Below are 16,369 nucleotides of genomic sequence, written 5' to 3'. Positions count from 1 at the left end.
AACTGCGAGTATTCGCGCAGCGGGCCGCGCTGCAGGCGCTGCTGGTCGCGCAGCTTCACGCGGCACAGGTTCAGCACCGAATCCTGCATGGCGCAGAGCACCTTCTGGCCGCGGCCGGTCAGCGTGCGCTGGTACAGCGCGGTGACGATGCCGAGCGCGAGATGCAGGCCGGTGCCGCTGTCGCCGATCTGGGCGCCGGTGACCAGCGGCGGGCCGTCGCGGAAGCCGGTGGTCGAGGCGGCGCCGCCGGTGCACTGCGCGACGTTCTCGTAGACCTTGCAGTCTTCATAGGGGCCGGGACCGAAGCCCTTGATCGAGGCGACGATCATGCGCGGGTTGATCTCCTGGATCTTCTCCCAGGTGAAGCCCATGCGGTCGAGCACGCCGGGGCCAAAATTCTCCACCAGCACGTCGCAGGTGCGGATCAGCGCGGTGAGGACTTCCTTGCCCTTCGGGTTCTTTGTGTCGAGCGTGATCGACCGCTTGTTGTGGTTCAGCATGGTGAAATACAGGCTGTCCACCTTCGGGATGTCCTGCAACTGGCCGCGGGTGATGTCGCCGGTGCCGGGACGCTCGACCTTGATGACGTCGGCGCCGAACCACGCCAGCAACTGCGTGCAGGTCGGCCCGGACTGGACGTGGGTGAAGTCGAGAATACGAACGCCGTCGAGCGCCTTGGTCATAGTCCTACTCCTGTCATCGATGCGCGCGGGGCGGCATCTTGTTCGTCGTTGCTTGGTTCGCCGTCAGGCGAACAATTCCTGTCCGTGCGCCTCGACATAGTCGGCGAGGCGGAGCGTGTGATCGCGGGCGAGTTTCTCGGCGAGTTCGGTGTCGCGCGCTTCCAGCGCCTCGATCATCGCGAGATGTTCTGGCAGGGAGGCGGCGATGCGTTCCTTGCGGCCGATGGTGAGCTGGCGATAGCCGCGCACGTGCAGCAGGATGTCGTCGGTCATGTCGACCAGCACCTGCGACTCGGAGAGCGAGATCAGCGCCTGGTGAAACACGATGTTGGCGCGCGAATATTCCTCGATGTGATCCTGCGGCAGCCGGTCCGGGCCGAAATCCTTGAACACGTCGCGCAGCGCGGTGATGTCGCGCTTACGAGCCATCGTGGTGATCAACCGTGCGGCCATGCTCTCCAGCGCCGCCCAGGCGCGGATCATGTCGACGATCTCCGCCTTGGTCCGACGCACCACGACGATGCCGCGGCGGGGCAGGGCCTTCACCAGCCCGTCCTGTTCGAGCATCGCGATCGCCTCGCGGATGGGCGTGCGGCTGACGCCGAGCTTGTCGGAGAGAGCGCGCTCGTCGAGCATCACCGGCTCGGGCGTGGTGTAGATATCCATCTTGAGGATGGCCTGCTTCAGCGCTTGGTAGGCCTTGGCCTTGTAGCTGACCTCCGGTGCCAGCCGCGCCACTGCGAGATCGGGCTCGTGCACGACGTCGACAATTTTGGCTCTCGCGCGCGCGACCATCTCGGGGAGCAGATCCTTGCCTCTCTGTTTGTCTGATCTGGCATACCAGATGCCAAGGGTCAAGGGCTGCCATCTCGCGATTGCGAGACGTTGAGGGTGTCCGGAAGAGCTCCTGGCATACCAAATCGAGATGTTATTTTGTTGCGGTGAGGCGGGCAGGCGCATTGAACCGGGAGAGGCTTCAATCAGAGGGCTGCCGGAACGACTTCGCGGAACTAATCGGCGCAGGTGCGGCAATTCTTCCTGCGCCGCAGCAGGCAGCGTGCTGCGACTGCTCACCCTGAGTTGATAGGGGGATGCGCAACCACGCCGCGCTTGCGCGCGTTTCGTGGGGACTCTATCTTCGACTCATTGCGACGTCAGTTCTGCAATCCTCGGGAGGACATCATGGCCTGGAAGAAACCTGCGATCGTCGAAATCTCCGTCGGCATGGAAATCAACATGTACGCCTGCGCCGTGCGCAAGTAATCAGCCGCAGCGTTGTGGAGTTACAAGCAGTCGGCGTCCCGCGCCGGCTGCTTTATTTTTGCGTCGGAGAGGGGTGAATGATGCGCGTCGTCGTGCTGGGCGCCGCGGCGGGCGGCGGCGTTCCGCAATGGAATTGCGGATGCGAGGTGTGCCGCGCATCGTTCGCCGATCCGGCGTTACGTCGCACCCAGGCCTCGATCGCGGTCAGTGCCGACGGGGTCAACTGGTTCCTGATCAACGCTTCGCCCGATCTTCGCCAGCAGGTGATTGCAACGCCGCAGCTGCATCCCAACGAAGGCGCCCTCCGGCATAGCCCGATCGCCGGCGTAATTCTCACCAACGGCGAGGTCGACGCAGTCGCCGGGCTACTATCGATGCGCGAAGGCTCGCCCTTCACCATCTATGCGCATGCGAAGGTGTTGGCAGTTCTCCGCGCCAACAGCATCTTCAATGTCCTGAACGAGCAGGTGGTGCGGCGTCAGCCGATCGAGATCGATCGACCGTTTCAGCCTGCGCTGCCGGATGGATCGCCCTCCGGCCTCGAAGTCACCGCGTTTGCGGTTCCAGGCAAAGCGGCGTGGTATCTCGAAGGCCAGACCCATCCCGGCGGTGACGCGCCCGACGGCGACACGCTCGGTCTGACGATCACCGACAAGGCAAGCGGCAAAACCATTCACGTGCTCACCGCCTGCGCGCGCGTCACGGATGAGCTCAAGGAGCGGCTCGCAGGAGCGGCGCTGCTGATGTTCGACGGCACGGTGTGGCGCGACGACGAACTGATCGCCGCGGGTCTCAGCCACAAGACGGGGCAGGCGATGGGCCACATCGCCATGGCGGGCGACGAGGGTGCGATCGCCGCACTAGGCGACCTTGGCATTGCGCAAAAGCTGTTCGTGCATATCAATAACTCGAACCAGGCATTGCTGGCGGACACCGCCGAGCGCAAGGCCGTGGATGAGGCGGGCTGGACGATCCCGCACGATGGGATGGAGGTGACGCCGTGAACGCCATGACGGCCTTTTCAATTAACGGCGCCGCACCTCTGCAGTCCGCCGACGAACTTGAAGCCGCACTGCGCCAGATCGGCGCGACGCGTTATCACAATCTGCATCCGTTTCATCGCCTGTTGCACGGCGGCAAGCTGAACAAGGGGCAGGTGCAGGCCTGGGCTCTCAACCGTTACTATTATCAGAGCACGATCCCGATCAAGGACGCGGTCGTGATCTCGCGGTTTCGCGACCGCGCCACCCGGGTCGAATGGCGGCATCGCATCGAGGATCACGATGGCGACCTCGGCAGCGAGGGCGGCATCGAGCGCTGGCTGAAGCTGACCGAAGGCCTCGGGCTCGACAGCGCCTATGTTGAATCGACCGAAGGCATCCTGCCGGCGACGCGGTTCGCGGTCGACGCCTATGTGCATTTCGTCCGCGACCGGACGCCGCTTGAAGCGATTGCATCGTCGCTGACCGAATTGTTTGCCCCTAATCTGCACGAGGAGCGCATCTCCGGCATGCTGGCGCATTACGACTTCGTCAACCCGGAGATCATGAGCTACTTCAAGCGCCGCCTGACGCAAGCGCCGCGCGATGCCGATTTCGCCCTCCAATACGTCAAGCATCATGCGTGCACGCCGTCCGAGCGCGAAGCAGTCTGCAATGCGCTGATCTTCAAGACCAACGTCCTGTGGGCGCAGCTCGACGCGCTGCATCACGCCTATGTCGAGGGGCACATTCCGCCCGGCGCTTTCGTGCCAAGGGCGGTGTGAGGCGATCATGGCGCGTAACATCACTGTGAGTGAAGCGAGCCGGCCAGTGCTTCCGCGCCACGCCAAATTGCGCTTCGACGAGACGCGGCAGCGCTGGGTGATCTTGGCCCCGGAGCGCGTGCTGGCGCCCGACGACATTGCGGTCGAGATCCTGCAACTGTGCGACGGCGTGCGCAGCGTCGGGGTGATCATCGATGAACTTGCCGCCAAGTACACGGCCGACCGTAGCGAGATCGGCACCGACGTCGTGGCCATGCTGCAGGACCTCGCCGACAAGGGTTTTTTGACCGAGGCGCGGGAGCCGGCGCCATGAGCGACAGCGCGCTCACACCAGCGGCAGCTGGCGCCGGGGTGCTGGATAAGCCCAGCTTTGCCGAGAGCTACGGCATTCCGCTCGCGGTTCTCCTCGAGCTGACGCATCGCTGCCCGCTACAATGTCCGTACTGCTCCAATCCAGTCGAGCTGGAGCGCGGCAGCGCCGAACTCTCGACCGACGAATGGAAGCGAGTGCTAAGCGAGCTTGCCGCGATCGGCGTGCTGCAGGTGCATTTCTCCGGCGGCGAGCCGACGGCGCGCAAGGATCTAACCGCACTGGTGCAACATGCCAGCGATCTCGGCCTTTACACCAATCTGATTACCTCAGCGGTGTTGCTAACGCGTGAACGCCTTGCGGCCCTGGCCGATGCCGGCCTGTGCCACGTCCAGATCAGTTTCCAGGGTAACGAGCCGGCACTCGCCGACCGTGTCGGTGGCTACACTCATGGGCACAAGAAGAAGCTCGAAGTGGCGCGCTGGACCCGCGAGCTCGATCTGCCGCTCACCGTCAATGCGGTGATGCATCGCCAGAACCTGCACCAACTGCCTGATATCATCGAGATGGCGGTGGCGCTCGACGCCGACCGGCTCGAAGTCGCCAACGTGCAGTATTACGGCTGGGCGCTGAAGAACCGCGCGGCGCTGATGCCGACGCTGCAGCAGATCGAGGACTGCACGGCGCTGGTCGAGGCGGCCCGCGAGCGGCTGAAGGGTGTGCTGGCGATCGACTACGTCGTGCCGGACTATTACGCGCTGCGCCCGAAGACCTGCATGGGCGGCTGGGGCCGGCAGTTCTTCAACATCTCGCCGAGCGGCAAGGTGCTGCCCTGCCACGCTGCGGAGACGATCACCGGGCTGGTGTTCGATTCGGTGCGAGGCGGCGCGTCGATCGCCGAGATCTGGCGCGATTCAGAAGCGCTCAACCGCTATCGCGGCACCGGCTGGATGCAGGAACCGTGCGCCAGTTGCGCCTTCAAGCAGGTCGATTTCGGCGGCTGCCGCTGCCAAGCCTTCGCGCTCGCCGGCGACGCCGCCGCCACAGATCCGGCGTGCGCGCTGTCACCGCTGCACGAGCGGATTTTCAAAACGGCAGAGGCCGAGGCGGAACAGGGCGGCGAGACATTCGTGTATCGCAATTTCGCCGGCGGCACGGCTGAGACGTAAGCCTCTCGTTCGTCATTCCGCATGCACGTTCGTCGCCCCTGAGGGCTTCAGCGATAACACCCCATCGTTCGTCATTCCGGGGCGCGCGTAGCGCGAACCCGGAATCCATAACCCCTGACATTACTTGTTACTACGCGATGAACGCTGCAGTGCTTCATCGCGTCCAGGGGCTATGGATTCCGGACTTGCGCTACGCGCAATCCGGAATGACGAACGAGAAGGCAGTTTTCAAAACACCACCACCGACCTAATCGACTTGCCCTCGTGCATCAGCTCAAACCCCTTGTTGATGTCTTCGAGCTTGAGCACGTGAGTGATCATCGGGTCGATTTCGATTTTGCCGTTCATGTACCAGTCGACGATCTTCGGCACGTCGGTGCGGCCGCGGGCGCCGCCGAAGGCGGAGCCCTTCCAGACGCGGCCGGTGACGAGCTGGAAGGGGCGGGTCGAGATTTCCTTGCCGGCTTCGGCGACGCCGATCACCACCGAGACGCCCCAGCCACGATGGCAGGCTTCGAGTGCCTGTCGCATGACCGTGGTGTTGCCGGTGCAGTCGAAGGTGTAGTCCGCGCCGCCGTCGGTCAAGGCGACGAGGTGCTGGACAATGTCGCCGTCGACCTTCTTCGGATTGACGAAATCAGTCATGCCGAAGCGGCGGCCCCATTCGGCCTTGTCGTCGTTGATATCGACACCGACGATCTTGTCGGCGCCGACCATCTTGGCGCCCTGGATGACGTTGAGGCCAATGCCGCCGAGGCCGAATACCACGACGTTGGACCCGGGCGTCACCTTGGCGGTGTTGACCACCGCGCCGACGCCGGTGGTGACGCCGCAGCCGATGTAGCAGCTCTTGTCGAACGGCGCGTCGTCGCGAATTTTCGCGACCGCGATCTCCGGCAGCACGGTGAAGTTCGAAAACGTCGAACAGCCCATGTAGTGGAAGATCGGCTGGCCCTTGTAGGAGAAGCGCGAGGTGCCGTCGGGCATCAGGCCCTTGCCTTGCGTCGCGCGGATCGCGGTGCAGAGGTTGGTCTTCTGGCTCAGGCAGCTTTTGCACTGCCGGCATTCCGGCGTGTACAGCGGGATGACGTGATCGCCGACCTTCACCGAGGTGACGCCGGGGCCGACCTCGCGAACGATGCCGGCGCCCTCATGGCCCAGGATCGAGGGGAAGATGCCTTCGCTATCGAAGCCGTCGAGCGTGTAAGCGTCGGTATGGCAGATGCCCGTAGCCTTGATCTCGACCAGGACCTCGCCGGCCTTCGGCCCTTCGAGATCGATTTCGACGATTTCGAGCGGCTTCTTGGCTTCGAACGCGACGGCGGCCCGTGTCTTCATGGCGATCCTCCTGGCAGGCAAACATGCGAGTGCCATCCGGTATCGCAAATCGGCGCGCCGACTTGAACCGTTTTCTGGCCGGTGCGGATGCGAGGGCTCAGGCCGAGGCGGCGCGAACTTCGTCGTCCACCGGCAGATCCTCCGCCGCGTTCGGATCGCCCGGCGCTGTCGCCCAGGCGAGTTCGACCAGCGTGACGGTGCGCCGGCCGGTGCCGTCGAACTGGCAGACGATCAGGCCTTGCTCTTCGATATAGGTCAGCAGCCGGCGCGCGCGGCGCAGTGAGTGGGTGCCGTAAGCGCGGGCGATGGCGGCGTCGCCGGGGCAGGGCCATCCTTCCTTGGCAGCGCGCGCGATCATCATGAACACGCCCTGCATGTCGTCGGGCAAGATCGACGCGCGCAGCGTCACGTCCTGCCAGCCATCATCCGCGGCCATCTCGGCGGTGAGGCCGGCGCGGGCATGAGTCAGCATCCGGCGGAATTCGACCATGTCGGGGATCGTTGCGGCGAGGCCCTCGATCCGGCAGCGAACGATGAATTCCTGGTACAGCACGCCGATGGCGCGGAAGCCCGCGTCGGGCTCGGCGAGGATCGCGCGCAGAATGCGGTCGAGCCGCTCGCGGCGTTCGGCGAGTTGCTCCTCGGTCAGCGGCACGGCTTCAGGCTCGGGGCGCGCTTCAACGGCGGCCGATTTTGCCGCCATGAGTTGGCTGAGCAAATCGGGCGCGGGCTGCCGGCGCTGCGGTCGGTTGATCGCTGCGTCCGGCGGCGGGGCTGCAAGGATCACGGCGCGGGCGTCTTCCAGAGCGGCTTCCGGCAGCGGCATCAGCTTCGGCGAGGCGTTGCGCGGGTGGGTTTCGGTCGCGCCGATCCGCAGGCCGAGCGGCCGGCGTGACAGCGCAGGGCCGAGCGCCATGAACTGGCCGCGCTCGAGATCGCGGAACGCTTCGGCCTGGCGCCGCTCCATGCCGAGCAGATCGGCGGCGCGCGCCATGTCGATGTCGAGGAAGGTGCGGCCCATCAGAAAGTTCGACGCTTCGGCCGCGACGTTCTTGGCGAGCTTCGCCAGCCGCTGTGTCGCGATGACACCCGCGAGGCCGCGCTTGCGGCCGCGGCACATCAGGTTGGTCATCGCGCCGAGCGAAAGCTTGCGGGCTTCGTCCGAGACTTCACCAGCGACGGCTGGCGCGAACAGCTGCGCCTCGTCGACCACCACGAGCATCGGGTACCAATGGTCGCGTGCGGTGTTGAACATGCCGTCGAGAAACGCCGCCGCGCGACGCATCTGGTTTTCGGCGTCGAGGCCTTCGAGGTTGAGCACCACTGAGACGCGATGCGTGCGGGCGCGTTCGCCCGCAACCTGCAGGCCACGTTCGGTGTGGTCCTCGGCGTCGATGACGAGATGGCCGAAGCGCTCGGCGAGCGTAACGAAGTCGCCTTCGGGGTCGATGATCGCCTGCTGCACCCAGGGTGCGCTCTGCTCCAGCAGCCTGCGCAGCAGATGCGATTTGCCGGAGCCTGAATTGCCCTGCACCAGCAGCCGGGTGGCCAGCAATTCCTCGAGGTCGAGAGTGGCCGCTCCGCCGCTGCTGGTTTGCCCCATCTCGATCGCAACGGTCATTTTTGGCCCGACTCTCCTTTCGGAGGAGGGGGCTTAACAATCCGGCGGCAGCGCGTCGAGCACCCGGGGACGATTAGCGGTCGTTATGCACCGGCAGGTTGGCTGGGGGAACTGGAGCCCGCGCTATCGCTCCGGCGCGCCTCATTTGGCAAGGCCGTGCAACAGCAGGTCGGTGCTCGCCTCGGTGAAAGCGCGGATGTCGAAGTGCTTTCTGGTTCCAAACAGCATCGACCACAGGCTGACGAGCAGTGCGGGGCTCATGATCATCTCGATGAATTCCGTTGCCGGTGTGGGCCGGAATTCGCCTGCGGCCACGCCTCCGTCGATCACCGTTTTGAATTGCTCCAACATAGGCACGACGAACTCGTCGTAGTGGCGGTCAACCAACTCGGGAAAACGCCCGCCCTCCGAGATGAGAAACCGCAGGACTTCGCGGGATTCGCGATTCTCGGCGATATGGCCATAGGTGAAGGCCATCAGCGCGCGCAACCGCTCGGTGTAGGAGCCCTGCAAGGTCGACACGTAATTCGCCAGATTCGGCAGGAAGGTCTGGGACTTGTGCCGGACCATTTCCTCGAACACGCGCTCCTTGGCGTCGAAATAGAAATAGACCGTCCCCTTGGTAACGCCAGCCCGCGACGCCACATCCTCGAGCCGGGTGGCCGAATAGCCGTGCTGCACGAATTCTTCGAAGGCGGCGTCGAGAATCTCGGCGGGCCGCTCGGCCTTACGTCTGCTGCGCGTCTTCTTGGTTTGGGGAGACATTGCGAACTCCAGTCAGAAGAACCTTATTATTGACTTTCGAGTCAGTCAATAATACTCACGGTGTACCGAGTTGATGAATGGGCCGATTGGTCATGCTCTCTTCGTTCCGGATCATCCTGCTGGTCCCGGTGGTGTTGTCTTTGGCGGGGTGCGGCGGCGAAAAATCCCAGCCGGCCCGGCAGCTTACATTGGTCAAGACCGAGGTCGCGCGGTTGCAGCCGTGGCAGACGGTGATTCGTCTCACCGGCGACGTCCAGGCGCGGGTGAGCACGGAATTGTCGTTCCGGGTCAGCGGCCGGGTCACCGAGCGGCTGGTCGATGTCGGCGCGCATGTGAATGCCGGAGACGTGCTGGCGCGGATCGATCCGACTGAACAGCAGGCGGACCTCGCCGGATCCCAGGCTGCGGTCGCCGCCGCCGAGGCGCAGCTGCGCGTTGCGACGGCTAACTTCGAGCGTCAGAAATCGCTCATCGACAAGGGCTTCACAACGCGCGTGGCGTATGACCAGGCGCAGGAGGCGCTACGCACTGCGGAGGGGTCGCTGGAAACTGCCAAGGCGCAGCTTGGCAACTCCACCGACGCATTGAGCTACACCGACCTGCGCGCCAGCGCCTCGGGCATCATTACGGCGCGCAATATCGAAGTCGGGCAGGTCGCCCAGGCAGCGCAGTCGGCTTACACGCTGGCGGAAGACGGTGCGCGCGATGCCGTCGTCGACGTCTATGAGTCGATCTTTCTGACGCCGTGGGAAGGCCGCGCCGCGAAGCTGACGCTGCTGTCCGATCCGTCCGTCACCGCGATGGCGACTCCGCGCGAGATCTCCCCGACGGTCGATCCGAAAAGTGGCGCCGTCCGCGTCAAGCTGTCGATTGCCGATCCGCCCGCAGCGATGACGCTCGGCAGCGTCGTTGTGGCGGAAGGGCGCAGCAAGCCGGTGCAACGCATCGTCGTGCCCTGGAGCGCGCTGACGTCGGACGCCAAGGGCCCTGCTGTGTGGGTAGTGGATCCTCAGAGTCACGCCGTGTCTTTAAGAAGCGTCGTTGTTCAGACGTATGAGACCAACTCCGTAGTGGTTACGAGCGGTCTTGCGCCCGGCGATCGCCTCGTGACGGAGGGCGGCAAGCTGCTGCGCCCCGCTCAGGTCGTCACGTACGATGGGTTGAACGCATGACGGCGCTTCGGATTATCAGCGTCGCATTCGCCTGCGTGCTGGTCGCAGGCTGCGGCAAGAAGGCCGAGCAGCCGGAGCCGATCCGGCCGGTGCTCTCAATGGTGATTGCCCCGCTGGAGGCGAGCAGCCTGGCCGTGGTCGGCACCGTCGAACCGCAATTCAGGACCGACTACGGATTTCGGATGCTGGGCCGGCTGATCGCCCGCCCCGTGAACATTGGTGACATGGTCGAGAAGGGGCAGTTGCTGGCCGCCGTCGATCCGTTCGCCGCCGAACTGGCGGTGCGGTCGGCGTTAGCCGAGCTGTCGACGGCGCAGGGCCAGTTCGCCAATGCGAGCAATACGGCCGATCGCCAGCGCACGCTGATCGAATCCGGTGCCACCACCAAGGCGACGCTGGATTCAGCAGAGCAGAGCAGTGCGGCTGCGCAGGCCGCGGTGACGCGCGCGCAATCGAACCTGACCAAGGCCCGCGAGCAGCTCAGCTACACCAAGCTGGAGGCTGAGTATGCCGGCGTAGTCACGGCAGTGAGCGTCCAGGTCGGGCAGATCGTCAATCCTGGCCAGACCGTCGTGACGGTGGCGAGGCCCGATATCCGCGAGGCGGTGATCGACGTCGCCGAGGAGCTCGCCGGCATGCTCAAGATCGGCACGCCGCTGACGGTGCGGCTGCAGCTCGATCAGCAGATCCAGACCGAAGGAAAAGTGCGTGAAGTTGCACCGCAGGCCGATCCCGTCACCCGCACGCGCCGCGTTCGTATCACGCTGGTATCGCCACCCGACACATTCCGCCTCGGTTCGACTATCACCACGCTGATTCCGGGCAAGCCGCGGCGCGGCTATCTCCTCCCGGCGACTGCGATCCTGACCGAGAACGGACAGTCGAGTGTCTGGGTGATCGATCCGGCCACCAAATCGGTCCAGAAGCGCAAGGTGCAGATCGTGCGTGATGGCGACGATTCCGTCGAGGTGACGGACGGGATCAAGGCCGGCGAGCGCGTGGCCAGAGCGGGGGTACATCAACTCAAGGAGGGCCAGCGGGTCCGCCTCGAAGGGGAACCGCAAGCGTGAAGAAGTTCAACCTCTCCGACTGGGCCCTGCATCATCGTTCGATGGTGTGGTACTTCATGATCGCCTTCATGGCGGCCGGCTTGTTCTCGTATCTCGAACTCGGCCGCGAAGAAGATCCGGCGTTCACGATCAAGACGATGGTGATCCAGGCCAAATGGCCGGGCGCCTCCGCCGAAGAAACCACGCGCCAAGTCACCGACCGGATCGAGAAGAAGCTCGAAGAGCTGGAGTCGCTCGACTACACCAAGAGCATCACCACGGCCGGCGAGACCACGGTGTTCGTCTATCTGCGTGACAACACCAAGGCGCGGGATGTCGTTCCGACCTGGGTACGCGTCCGCAACATGATCAACGACATCAAGGGCGACTTCCCGCAAGGCGTGGTCGGGCCCGCGTTCAATGATCGCTTCGGCGACGTGTTCGGCAACATCTATGCCTTCACCAGCGACGGCCTTACCCAGCGCCAGCTCCGTGACCAGGTCGAGGATGTTCGCGCCAAGGTGTTGCAAGTGCCGAATGTCGGCCGCGTCGATATCGTCGGCGCGCAGGACGAAGTCATCTATCTGGAGTTCTCGCCGCGGAAGGTGGCCGCGCTCGGCCTCGATCAGCGCTCGATCATCTCGTCGCTGCAGGCCCAGAATGCCATCACGCCGTCCGGCGTGCTGCAGGCCGGTCCGGAGCGGGTCGCCGTCCGGGTCAGTGGACAGTTCACCTCGGAAGAAAGCCTCAAGGCGATCAACCTGCGCGTCAACGACCGCTTCTTCCCGTTGACCGACATCGCCACTATCCACCGCGGCTACGTGGATCCGCCGACGTCGCTGTTCAGGTTCAAGGGCGAGCCGGCGATCGGGCTGGCGATCGGAATGAAGGCCGGCGCCAATCTGCTGGAGTTCGGCGAGGCGCTCAAAGAAAAGATGAAGCACATCTCGGCCGATCTTCCGGTCGGCGCCGAGGTGCATCTGGTGTCCGACCAGCCGCAGATCGTCGACGAGGCGGTCTCGGGTTTCACCCGCGCGCTGTTCGAGGCGGTCGCGATCGTGCTGGCGATCAGCTTCATCAGCCTCGGCATGCGGGCGGGCCTGGTGGTGGCGATTTCGATTCCCCTGGTGCTCGCGATCACCTTCCTGGTGATGCAGTATTCCGACATCTCGCTGCAGCGGATTTCGCTCGGCGCGCTAATCATCGCGCTCGGTTTGCTGGTCGACGACGCCATGATCGCGGTCGAGATGATGGTGGCCCGGCTGGAAATAGGCGACTCGCTGGAGAAGGCCGCGACCTACGTCTACACGTCGACGGCGTTTCCGATGCTCACCGGCACGCTGGTGACCGTGGCGGGCTTCATTCCGATCGGCCTCAACAGCAGCGCCGCGGGTGAGTTCACCTTCACGCTGTTCGTGGTTATCGCGGTGTCGCTGATTACGTCGTGGATCGTGGCGGTGCTGTTCACGCCGCTGCTCGGCGTCACCATCCTGCCGAAAAAGATGAAGGGCCATCACGAGACCAAGGGATGGTTCTCCAGCGCGTTCAGCCGCACGCTCATGTTCTGCATGCGCTGGCGATGGCTGACCATCGGCGTCACCGTGGCGGCGTTTGCGCTGTCGATCGTCGGAATGGGCTTCGTGCAGCAGCAGTTCTTTCCGTCGTCCGATCGCAACGAACTGATCGTCGACTGGAACCTGCCCCAGAACAGCTCGATCGCCGAAACCAGCGCACAGATGGCGCAGTTCGAGCGCGAAGCCCTCCAGGGCAAGGACGGCATCGATCACTGGTCGACCTATGTGGGACAGGGCGCCCCCCGCTTCGTGCTGTCGTTCGACGTGCAGCCGGCGGACCGGTCGTTCGGTCAGATGGTGATCGTGACCAAGAGCCTCGTCGATCGCGATCGGTTGCAGCCCGAGTTGCAGGCGTACCTGAAGAAGACGTTCCCCGGCACCGATGCGTTGGTGAAGCTGCTGGACATCGGTCCGCCAGTCGGCCGGCCGATCCAGTATCGCGTCAGCGGGCCGGACATCGGCAAGGTGCGCGAACTGTCTCGGCAGCTCGCCGGCATCATGGCGACCAATCAGCATCTCGGCGACGTGGTGTACGACTGGATGGAGCCGGCGCGGGTCGTCAAGGTGAATGTCCTGCAGGACAAGGCGCGGCAGCTCGGCATCACTTCCGAGGATATCGCCTCGACACTGAACGGCATCCTCGACGGCACCTCGGTGACCCAGGTCCGCGATGACATCTATCTCGTCAACGTGCTGGGCCGCGCCAACGCGGCGGAACGTGGTTCGATCGAGACGCTGCGCAACCTGCAACTGTCGGGCAGCAGCGGACAGTCTGTGCCGCTCGCGGCCGTGGCGACGTTCCGTTACGAGCTGGAGCAGCCGACGATCTGGCGACGCTCGCGGCTGCCGACGATCACCCTCAAGGCCGGTATCGTTGGCGGCGTTCAGCCGGCGACGGTGGTCGATCAGTTGAAGCCGAAGGTCGCCGAGTTCAACGCGAAACTGCCGTTCGGTTATTCGGCGGTCGTCGGTGGTACCGTCGAGGAGAGCGCCAAATCGCAGGCGCCGATCGCCGCCGTCGTGCCGATCATGCTGTTTGTGATGGCGACCATCCTGATGGTTCAGCTCCAGAGCTTCCACCGGCTGTTCCTGGTGTTCGCGGTGGCGCCGCTGGCGTTGATCGGCGTCGTCGCCGCGCTGCTGCCGAGCGGCGCACCGCTCGGCTTCGTGGCGATCCTGGGCGTGCTGGCGCTGATCGGCATTCTGATCCGCAACTCGGTGATCCTGATCGTGCAGATCGAACAGCTGCGCAGCGAGGGGAAACCGCCCTGGGAAGCGGTGGCCGAGGCGACGGAGCACCGCATGCGGCCGATCCTGCTGACCGCGGCAGCAGCCAGTCTCGCGCTGATCCCGATCGCTCGTGAAGTGTTCTGGGGGCCGATGGCCTACGCGATGATGGGGGGCATCATCGTCGGTACGGTCCTTACGCTCCTGTTTCTCCCCGCGCTCTACGTCGCGTGGTTTCGTATCAAGATGCCGGAAGAAGGCGCCCTTTCATGAAGATGACAGATCATGCTTCCTCCTCGCCGCTGTGCCGGGGGGCTCGCGTTCGGATGAGTCCGCTCGGCCGTTCGCGTCATCCGAAATACGGCGACCGTGAAGGATTGATCGTCGGGCAGGGATCGCCGAGCAGCTGGCGTGTGAAGTTCGACGATCGCAAGACCATCCAGGCGATCCATCAGGACTATCTCGAGCGGGTTCCACGTTCGAGCCAGCCGCATCATTCTGTGGATACGACCGCCGACCGACACTGCGACGCCTCGAATCCCTAATTGGTTGTCAACTCTTTGGAAGCACCATGCGTCGCATGTCCCGGCCGCTTGTCGTTTCGCTTGTCATCGCGTTGAGTTGGATGCTGGCCGCGTGCGCGTCGGCGCCGCGCGTGCCGTACACGGCTGCCGAAGCGAATGCGGCGCGCGTTCTCAACATGAACGATCTGCGGCGTTATTCCGACGAGCCGGCTTCTGCCTTCGTCCAGACCAAGTTGATCGCCGGCCCGCGCAACTATCTGGCGTTGTCCGGTGGCGGCGCCGACGGCGCCTACGGAGCGGGGCTGCTCAATGGCTGGACCGCGGCCGGCACGCGCCCGTCGTTTTCGATTGTCTCGGGAGTCAGCACGGGCGCACTGATCGCGCCATTCGCATTCGTTGGACCGCAATACGATCCGACGTTGCGCGAGTTCTACACCAGCGGCATCGCCGAGACGCTGCTCGACTCGCCGAACCCGCTGAACGCGATTTTCGGTTCGGGCCTGTTCGGCAACAAGCGGCTGCGTGAGCTGGTCGCGCAATACATCAGTGAGGATTTCGTCGCCTCCGTCGCGGCCGAATACGCCAAGGGGCGGATGCTGTTCGTGGTGACGACCAACCTTGATTCGCAGCGCTCGGTGATCTGGGACCTCGGCCGCATCGCAGCGCTGCGGACGCCGGAATCCCTCAACCTGTTCCGCGACGTCGTTGCTGCGTCGGCGAGCCTGCCGGCGGTGTTTCCGCCGATGCTGATCAATGCCGAAGCCGGCGGCGTGCGGTTTCAGGAGATGCATGTCGACGGCGGCGTGATGGCGCCGGTCCTGACGCTGCCGGAGGCCTATCTGCTACGCAATGCGTCGGGCAAGTCGCTCGATCTGCAGCTCTACATCCTGATCAACAACAAGATCGAACCGGAATTTCAGGTGGTTCCGGACCGGACGCTCGAGATCGCCGGGCGCTCGTCGTCCACGCTGCTCAAGACGCAGACGCGCTCGATCCTGTTCACCACCTATGATTTCGCCCGGCGTAACAAGTTCGGCTTCAACCTCAGCTACATTGAGGCCGATCGCCCGCTGTCGCCCGCGGGCTTCAACACCGCCTATATGCGCGACCTGTTCCAGTACGGCTACGATAAAGCGCTGTCCGGCCACGCATGGACGAAAGCGCCGCCGGCGGATGCGCCGGCCGTGGAGCCGATGCCCGAAGCGAGTGCGGTGCGGCGGGTGGCCGGAGCTAACTAACAGCGCGACACGGCCGTGATTGCCGCGTCGACGATGAACGAGGCGGCGATGTCTGCACGGAGCCTTCTGGCCCAATCTGTATTGGTACTGTGTCTGATGGGGCAGGCGATGCCGGGCGCGCAAGCCGCACGCGAGTCGGAGGCGATCGAGCCTCCGCCCGCGGCGGCCGGCGAGCCCGAACCGGAAATGGTGGTCGGAAGTATCCCTTCGGGGGCCGATCTCGTCGCGATGGTGGAGCGCCAGCTCGGCGGCGCACGCGTGTACGACGTTGCGCTGAATGATCAGGGCGGGGCGCCGTTTTTCGAGCTCAAATCTCTCAAGGACGGCAAGGTCTGGGACACGGTGGTCGACGTGAAGACGCGCCAGATCGTCAGCTCGATGCCGGTGATGCCGACGACCGACCTGCAGGGCGACGACAGACGCAACGTCGAGGCGTTCGAGCGCTCGCGCATGCCGCTCATCGAGGCTATCGGGATTGCCGAGAAATACGGCGCCGGCCGCGCCGTCAGCGCAGGTCTTCACATCACCGAGGGCAAACTGGTGATCGTCGTGGATGTCGTGTCGAACGGCGCGCTGAAGGAAATCCAGGTCGAGCCCGACAAGCGCCCCGCGCGGGAGCGCTCGCGCGACCGGCAGCGAAGCCCGCGTTAGGCAGGCTCGCCGGAGTTCGT

At 64.5% G+C, this 16,369-nt stretch carries 16 protein-coding genes; 11 read left to right on the top strand and 5 right to left on the bottom strand.

The annotated features are described in order from the left end of the window. Positions 1-683: formyl-CoA transferase (locus ACOJTD_RS12735; protein ID WP_420133273.1), on the bottom strand; the 683-nt coding region annotated here is incomplete at its 3' end. Between the two features lie 63 nt (positions 684-746). Then, complete coding sequence (locus ACOJTD_RS12730; protein ID WP_420133272.1) at positions 747-1,478, bottom strand: GntR family transcriptional regulator; 732 nt, start codon at positions 1,476-1,478, stop codon at positions 747-749. A 387-nt stretch (positions 1,479-1,865) separates the two neighbouring features. Between ACOJTD_RS12730 and pqqA the strand changes: the two genes are divergently transcribed. From pqqA to pqqE, 5 genes are all read left to right on the top strand, one after another. Next, positions 1,866-1,946: a pyrroloquinoline quinone precursor peptide PqqA gene (pqqA, locus tag ACOJTD_RS12725; RefSeq protein WP_054161083.1), complete on the top strand. Its 81-nt coding sequence runs from the start codon at positions 1,866-1,868 to the stop codon at positions 1,944-1,946. A 77-nt stretch (positions 1,947-2,023) separates the two neighbouring features. Beyond that, complete coding sequence (gene pqqB / locus ACOJTD_RS12720; RefSeq protein ID WP_420133271.1) at positions 2,024-2,950, top strand: pyrroloquinoline quinone biosynthesis protein PqqB; 927 nt, start codon at positions 2,024-2,026, stop codon at positions 2,948-2,950. Further along, the gene (gene pqqC, locus ACOJTD_RS12715; RefSeq protein WP_420133270.1) at positions 2,947-3,711 is read left to right on the top strand and encodes a pyrroloquinoline-quinone synthase PqqC; all 765 of its coding nucleotides are present in this window, start codon (positions 2,947-2,949) and stop codon (positions 3,709-3,711) included. The genes pqqB and pqqC overlap by 4 nt, the downstream gene beginning before the upstream one ends. 7 nt (positions 3,712-3,718) lie before the next feature. Continuing rightward, positions 3,719-4,024: a pyrroloquinoline quinone biosynthesis peptide chaperone PqqD gene (pqqD, locus tag ACOJTD_RS12710; RefSeq protein ID WP_420133269.1), complete on the top strand. Its 306-nt coding sequence runs from the start codon at positions 3,719-3,721 to the stop codon at positions 4,022-4,024. Then, the gene (gene pqqE, locus ACOJTD_RS12705) at positions 4,021-5,190 is read left to right on the top strand and encodes a pyrroloquinoline quinone biosynthesis protein PqqE (RefSeq protein ID WP_420133268.1); all 1,170 of its coding nucleotides are present in this window, start codon (positions 4,021-4,023) and stop codon (positions 5,188-5,190) included. Before pqqD ends, pqqE begins: the two co-directional genes overlap by 4 nt. A 228-nt stretch (positions 5,191-5,418) precedes the next feature. Here the strand turns inward: pqqE and ACOJTD_RS12700 are convergent, their stop codons facing one another. The 3 genes from ACOJTD_RS12700 to ACOJTD_RS12690 form a co-directional block, all read right to left on the bottom strand. Next, entirely contained in the window at positions 5,419-6,528 is a 1,110-nt protein-coding gene (locus ACOJTD_RS12700) for an S-(hydroxymethyl)glutathione dehydrogenase/class III alcohol dehydrogenase (RefSeq protein ID WP_420133267.1), read from the bottom strand. A gap of 97 nt (positions 6,529-6,625) precedes the next feature. Further along, positions 6,626-8,149 carry a helicase HerA domain-containing protein gene (locus tag ACOJTD_RS12695; protein ID WP_420133266.1) on the bottom strand — a complete coding sequence of 508 codons (1,524 nt, stop codon included), beginning with the start codon at positions 8,147-8,149 and terminating at the stop codon, positions 6,626-6,628. Positions 8,150-8,290: 141 nt separating this feature from the next. After that, positions 8,291-8,914, bottom strand: coding sequence for a TetR/AcrR family transcriptional regulator (locus ACOJTD_RS12690; protein ID WP_420133265.1), 624 nt, complete (start codon positions 8,912-8,914; stop codon positions 8,291-8,293). A gap of 77 nt (positions 8,915-8,991) precedes the next feature. Here ACOJTD_RS12690 and ACOJTD_RS12685 point away from each other — a divergent pair, with 77 nt between their 5' ends. From ACOJTD_RS12685 to ACOJTD_RS12660, 6 genes are read left to right on the top strand one after another with little or no spacing between them, the layout of a single operon-like run. Beyond that, positions 8,992-10,086: an efflux RND transporter periplasmic adaptor subunit gene (locus tag ACOJTD_RS12685; RefSeq protein ID WP_420133264.1), complete on the top strand. Its 1,095-nt coding sequence runs from the start codon at positions 8,992-8,994 to the stop codon at positions 10,084-10,086. Continuing rightward, positions 10,083-11,156, top strand: a complete 1,074-nt coding sequence (locus ACOJTD_RS12680) for an efflux RND transporter periplasmic adaptor subunit (RefSeq protein ID WP_420133263.1) — start codon at positions 10,083-10,085, stop codon at positions 11,154-11,156. Before ACOJTD_RS12685 ends, ACOJTD_RS12680 begins: the two co-directional genes overlap by 4 nt. Further along, entirely contained in the window at positions 11,153-14,209 is a 3,057-nt protein-coding gene (locus ACOJTD_RS12675; RefSeq protein WP_420133262.1) for an efflux RND transporter permease subunit, read from the top strand. Before ACOJTD_RS12680 ends, ACOJTD_RS12675 begins: the two co-directional genes overlap by 4 nt. Then, positions 14,206-14,481, top strand: a complete 276-nt coding sequence (locus ACOJTD_RS12670) for a hypothetical protein (protein WP_054161072.1) — start codon at positions 14,206-14,208, stop codon at positions 14,479-14,481. Before ACOJTD_RS12675 ends, ACOJTD_RS12670 begins: the two co-directional genes overlap by 4 nt. Positions 14,482-14,507: 26 nt before the next feature. Beyond that, positions 14,508-15,698, top strand: a complete 1,191-nt coding sequence (locus ACOJTD_RS12665) for a patatin-like phospholipase family protein (protein WP_420133261.1) — start codon at positions 14,508-14,510, stop codon at positions 15,696-15,698. A 15-nt stretch (positions 15,699-15,713) separates the two neighbouring features. Beyond that, positions 15,714-16,349, top strand: coding sequence for a hypothetical protein (locus ACOJTD_RS12660; RefSeq protein WP_420133260.1), 636 nt, complete (start codon positions 15,714-15,716; stop codon positions 16,347-16,349). Positions 16,350-16,369: the final 20 nt, after the last annotated feature.

Origin of the sequence: Rhodopseudomonas sp. (assembly GCF_048594845.1) — a bacterium.
GTDB lineage: Bacteria > Pseudomonadota > Alphaproteobacteria > Rhizobiales > Xanthobacteraceae > Rhodopseudomonas.
The sequence above is the reverse complement of the archived record's forward strand: the minus strand, read 5'-3'. Positions and strand labels throughout refer to the sequence as shown.